Genomic DNA, 5,012 nt, shown 5'->3' with positions numbered 1-5,012 from the left:
CCTGCATTCGAGCGCGGAGGGATGGCCGAGTCTGGCTTAAGGCGGCGGTCTTGAAAACCGCTGAGCGCAAGCTCCGTGGGTTCAAATCCTACTCCCTCCGCCATTTGAGAATATGCGGAGAGATGGCCGAGTCAGGCTGAAGGCAACCGCCTGCTAAGCGGTTGAACGGGTAATGCCGTTCCGAGGGTTCGAATCCCTCTCTCTCCGCCACCAATGGCAACGGGAAGGGGACACGAGGTAAGGATCCCCCCGGATAAAACGAGCGGAGAGATGTCCGAGTCTGGCTGAAGGAACACGACTGGAAATCGTGTAGGTGGCTAACCACCGCCTCGAGGGTTCGAATCCCTCTCTCTCCGCCATAAATCTGACAGCGTGCAGTGAACAACTCTTTTCCCCAAGGAGGACTAAGATGAAGACCAATCTCGCAAGAGCGCTCGCGATGCTCATGGCCCTTACGTTCCTGACTCTGAGCTGCAAGGGCAAAACCGAGCAGGCACCGCCCCCGCCTGAACAGAAGATGGAGACGCCCTCGCCTCACGGGATGACGCCATCCGTGGAGAGGGTGACCGAGATCCCCGATTCCGTCAAAGGCAAATGGTCAGCGGTGAAGATAGAGGTTCTCTTCAAGGAGAAGAACGAGAAAAAGCAGTTCGACATACCCCTGGACTCTGCGTTTCCGGTGCCCGACTCGGATATCGCCATAGCGGTGGGCCAGTTCTTCCCTGAATTCACCCTGGAGGGAAACAAGTACACCTCCGTCTCGAACGAGCCCAAGAACCCCGCCGCCCGGGTGGAGATAACGCAGAAAGACACGGTGATATTCAAGGGCTGGCTCTTTTCCAACTATCCGGACGTCCACCCCTTTGAAAACGAGAAGTACGGGGTCACCCTCGTGGGCGGAGTCCCCGCAAAGTAACAGGGAGGCACAGGGAGGCGGTGGAGAGGGAAGCGGCAAAAAACCACGGCGGCTCCTGCGAGCTCATCGTCCTGGGTTCCGGGACGTGCGTCCCTACCGGTTCCCGCGGGCCCGCATCGTACGTCTTCCGAAAAGGAAGCGAAGCCCTGCTCATCGACATGGGAGCCGGTTGCCTGGAGAAGCTTGCCAAGTGCGGCATTTCCTACCGGGACATCGGCGGGGTAATCCTCTCACACTTCCACGTTGACCACACCTCAGAGCTCCCCCTCCTTCTCTTTGCAAACAACTACACCCCCGGGCATGCCAGGACGGCCCCCCTGAAGATCCTGGGTCCCGAAGGGCTCGAGGCCTTTCTAAAGAACCTCGAGCGCCTCTACCCCTGGGTGAAGCCGCTTCACTACGAGATAACAACCTTGTCCGGCACGAGCCCCTCGGCGACGTTTCCCGGGTCCGTGGCGGTAACCTCCTGCCCTGCGGCCCACGGAGACGGAAGGGCGCTCTCCGTGCGCCTGGACACCGGCTCCGTGTCGATAACCTACTCGGGTGACACGGGCTACAACCGGGACCTGGTGGCCCTGGCGGCGAAAACCGACCTGCTGATCGTCGAGTGCTCCTTTCCCGCCGGATCGGAATCGGAAGTGGAGGGGCACCTCACACCGCACCTGGCGGCAAAAATCGCCTCCCGGTGCGGCGCCGGGAAGGTGATCCTCTCCCACCTCTATCCCGAGGCATTCAACCCCGACCCCGTGGCGAGCTTCCTCGAGATATCAAGTGCCGAGGTCATCGTGGCTCACGATCTTCTCCGCCTCACCCTCTGAGCCACATCCACCATCTGGTCATGGATCAATCCGTTCGAGCCGAGGATGTCCCCGTCATATATGGAGTAGGGCTCCCCCGCGAGACCCGTGATCATGCCCCCCGCCTCGGAGACGATGAGATAGCCCGCAGCCGTGTCCCAGGGCCTCAGCTTCAGCTCCCAGAACCCGTCAAACCTTCCGCATGCAAGGTAGCAGAGGTCGAGCGCCGCCGAACCGTCGCGGCGCAGGGCCTGGGCTGCTCTCGCGTAGGCCTCGAAGTAATCGATGTTCGACTCGTCGGACGTGTTGATGTCGTAGGGGAATCCCGTGGCGAGGAGCGACTTTCTGAGCGTATCGACCGATGAGACCCTGATCGCCCTTTCGTTTAAAAAGGCACCGCCGCCGTCCCGGGCGAAGAAGCACTCATCCCGCAGGGGATCGTACACGGCCCCGGCGAGCACCTTTCCCCCCTTCTCGACGGCTACCGACACGCCGAAGAACGGGTAGCCGTGGGCATAGTTCGTGGTCCCGTCGAGGGGGTCGATGATCCAGCGGTACGTCGATTCCCCCTCCAGGGGGGGCGACTCCTCGGTGAGGATGGAGTGGGAGGGGAACTTCTCCCTGATAAACGCGACGATCAGCTCCTCAGATTCCCGATCCACATCGGTAACCAGGTCGATCTCGCCCTTGTAGTGGATAACCTGCCTCTTTCCGTAGTGGGATTTCAGCACCTCCCCCGCCTTCCGGGAGATGTACACGGCGTCGTCGAGGAGAGCCTTCTTTTCACCGCCCATCATCCATAACCTCCTTGTTTGCAGAGGCCATTCCGAAGAGGAAATAGCCCGTGCCCAGTATTGCGACGGACCCGGCAAAGTAAAAGGGCGCCCTGATACCGCTCGTGCTCATCATGTAGCCCGCCACGATAGGCCCGAAGGACTGGCCTATGCTCATGGCGAAGTTGAAGATCCCCATGACCGAGCCCATGCCGATCTCCCTCCCCTCGTTCACCGCGAGGGCCGTCAGCGCCGGAAGGGCGATGGCGCCCGAGAGCCCCAGGAGAACCACCACGACAACGATGGCGGAAAAGCTCCTGCAAAACCCCACGGCCGCCAGGCTCACCGCGTTCAGGATCCCCCCCGCCACGACCATGTTGACCCGGGAAACCCGGTCGGCAACCATCCCCGAGGGAACCTGGAACAGAGACGCCACGATCACCACCGCCGAGAGGAGGAAGCCGATGGCCGTTCCCGAGAGGGAGAGGAGGTTGTGCCCGAAGATGGGCAAAAAGGCGAAAATGGCGCTCCTCCCCACTGCATTGGCAACCCTGAAGACGAAGAGGGCCCGTATCCTCCTGTTTTCGAGTATCTCCCTGAAGGGGTACTTCTCGGTGACCTTCCCCTTCTCCTCCGGCTCGGAGACCATGAAGATGACCATGAGGAGGCCGATGAAGACGAGCCCACCCATGATGTAGAACGCCTCGTTGATGCCCAAAAGATCCTTCACGATGCCACCGATGATAGGTCCGGAGCCGAAGCCCATGAGGAGGACCGTCGTGTACAGGCCCATGAACCTGCCCTCCTCGCCGCGGGGGCTTATGTCCCCCACGTAGGCCATCACGATGGGTATCGTGGCGGCAGAGGCGAGCCCGTGGAAGAGCCGGACCAAAGCCAGCCCAGCGACCGTATCGGCGGCGACGTAGGCGAAAGAGAGGATGCAGTAGGTGGTGAGCCCCAGTATGATGAACACCTTCCGCCCCTTCAGGTCGGAAACCCTCCCGTACACGGGCATGACAATGGCGCGGGAGAGGGAGAAGAGCCCGAAGATGATCCCGATGGCAAAACCCCCGGCGCCCATCATTTCGGCGTAGACGGGGAGTATCGGCGAGATGATACCCACCCCCAGCATCGACACGAACACGGCGAAGAGGAGCGGGACGAGCTGTTTCAGCACGGCAGGGTTCATGGTTTTTTCCTCACCCGGGCTATTATATAATACGGGGAAACGCACCAGAGGAACATAGACATGCGAAGGCTCCTTCTCGTCGCCGCGCTTCTTTCCGTGCTCTCCCTTGCCCTTGTCTCCTGCTCGCACGGCAAAAAGGACAGGGCCTGGGAGCCGGGCGACACGATCATCTGCCCCCACTGCGGAAGGGATTTCACCGTCCCGGAAAAGGTCGGGGACTGAAGCGCAAACGGGTCACACATGCTGGGACCGGTAGATCTGCCCCTTTTCCATTCGATAGACGATATCGACCGTTGACTGCAGAAACTCCCTGTCGTGGGAAACGATCAGGTAGGTGGAAAAGTGCTCCCGCAGGAACCGGCTGAGGAGCAGGGACGTATCCGGGTCGAGACCGGCCGTGGGTTCGTCAAGCAGAACGACCCGGGGCTGCATCGCCATCACTGTTGCCAGGGAGACGAGGCGCTTCTCGCCGCCGGAAAGGCGGTAGGTAATGCTGTCCTTCAGGTGGGAGAGGCCCAGGTCCTCCAGGGTACCCTCGACGATCCGCTCCGCCTCCTTAACGGTGAAGCCCAGATTCAGGGGCCCGAAGGCGACGTCGTCCTTGACGGTGGGGCAGAAGAGCTGGTCGTCGGGATCCTGGAACACGAACCCCACTTTTCTCCTCACCTCGAGAAAGTCGGCCTCCTCCTTCCGCCTCTTTCCGAAGATGACCACTTCGCCGCGCTGGGCTTTCAACAGCCCCACCATCATCTGCAGCAACGTCGTCTTTCCGGACCCGTTTGGCCCGCAGATGCCGACGCGGTCGCCCTCCCCGATGTGAAAGCTCACGTCGGACAGAACGGGCGACCCTTTCCGATAGCCAAAGGTGACCTCCTGCATCCTGATCATGACAGCACCTGCACCGTGACGATCATGGCGGCGAAAAGAACCTGGGCCAGGAGAAAGAGCACGTCCCGGCGGCCGAGGGCGAAATGGTCTATGGTGCGCAGCTCCCCGGTGAAGCCCCGGCAGAGCATGGCCCGGTAGATCCGCTGCGCCCTTTCGAAGCTGTTCACGAAGAGCATCCCGATGACATAGGCATAGGTGCGGTAAGAGTGGACGTTCGTCTTTCCCCTGAAGCAGCGGACCTTGAGCGCCCTCCGTATCCTCTCCCACTCCTCGTGAAGAACGCTTATGTAGCGGTAGGTGAAGAAGAAAAGCTGCACCAGCTTTCCCGGGACTCCCAGGTGGTGGAGTGCGTGGCCCAGCTGAACGATCGATGAGGTGCCAAGGAGGGCGATCATGGCGCCGTAAATCGCGTTCCCCTTGAGCGCTATCAGCGCGGCCGTGAAGAGGCC

General features: G+C 61.1%; 7 protein-coding genes and 3 tRNA genes. 6 read left to right on the top strand and 4 right to left on the bottom strand.

Annotated elements, in window-relative coordinates:
• The first annotated feature begins 15 nt into the window (after positions 1–15).
• From GTN70_10795 to GTN70_10775, 5 genes are all read left to right on the top strand, one after another.
• Positions 16–103, top strand: a tRNA-Ser gene (locus tag GTN70_10795).
• A 13-nt stretch (positions 104–116) separates the two neighbouring features.
• Positions 117–210 (top strand) — tRNA-Ser (locus GTN70_10790).
• A gap of 54 nt (positions 211–264) precedes the next feature.
• Positions 265–359 (top strand) — tRNA-Ser (locus tag GTN70_10785).
• 50 nt (positions 360–409) lie between these two features.
• Positions 410–916 carry a DUF2155 domain-containing protein gene (locus tag GTN70_10780; GenBank protein ID NIO17452.1) on the top strand — a complete coding sequence of 169 codons (507 nt, stop codon included), beginning with the start codon at positions 410–412 and terminating at the stop codon, positions 914–916.
• A 20-nt stretch (positions 917–936) separates the two neighbouring features.
• Positions 937–1,734 (top strand): MBL fold metallo-hydrolase, encoded by a 798-nt coding sequence (locus tag GTN70_10775; protein NIO17451.1) that lies wholly within the window; start codon positions 937–939, stop codon positions 1,732–1,734.
• On the opposite strand, the gene GTN70_10770 is transcribed toward GTN70_10775, so the two are convergent.
• Entirely contained in the window at positions 1,707–2,507 is an 801-nt protein-coding gene (locus GTN70_10770) for an inositol monophosphatase (protein NIO17450.1), read from the bottom strand. The genes GTN70_10775 and GTN70_10770 overlap by 28 nt on opposite strands.
• Entirely contained in the window at positions 2,497–3,675 is a 1,179-nt protein-coding gene (locus GTN70_10765; protein NIO17449.1) for an MFS transporter, read from the bottom strand. Before GTN70_10765 ends, GTN70_10770 begins: the two co-directional genes overlap by 11 nt.
• Before the next feature lie 60 nt (positions 3,676–3,735).
• Here GTN70_10765 and GTN70_10760 point away from each other — a divergent pair, with 60 nt between their 5' ends.
• Positions 3,736–3,897, top strand: coding sequence for a hypothetical protein (locus GTN70_10760; protein NIO17448.1), 162 nt, complete (start codon positions 3,736–3,738; stop codon positions 3,895–3,897).
• 12 nt (positions 3,898–3,909) lie between these two features.
• Here the strand turns inward: GTN70_10760 and GTN70_10755 are convergent, their stop codons facing one another.
• Both GTN70_10755 and GTN70_10750 read right to left on the bottom strand, forming a co-directional pair.
• A complete protein-coding gene (locus GTN70_10755; protein NIO17447.1) occupies positions 3,910–4,563 on the bottom strand; it encodes an ATP-binding cassette domain-containing protein in 654 nt (217 codons plus the stop codon).
• On the bottom strand, positions 4,560–5,012 hold a 453-nt coding region (locus tag GTN70_10750; GenBank protein NIO17446.1), incomplete at its 5' end, for a cobalt ECF transporter T component CbiQ. The genes GTN70_10755 and GTN70_10750, both read right to left, overlap by 4 nt.

This window comes from Deltaproteobacteria bacterium (assembly GCA_011773515.1).
Taxonomy (GTDB): domain Bacteria; phylum Desulfobacterota; class Deferrimicrobia; order J040; family J040; genus WVXK01.
The sequence above is the reverse complement of the archived record's forward strand: the minus strand, read 5'-3'. Positions and strand labels throughout refer to the sequence as shown.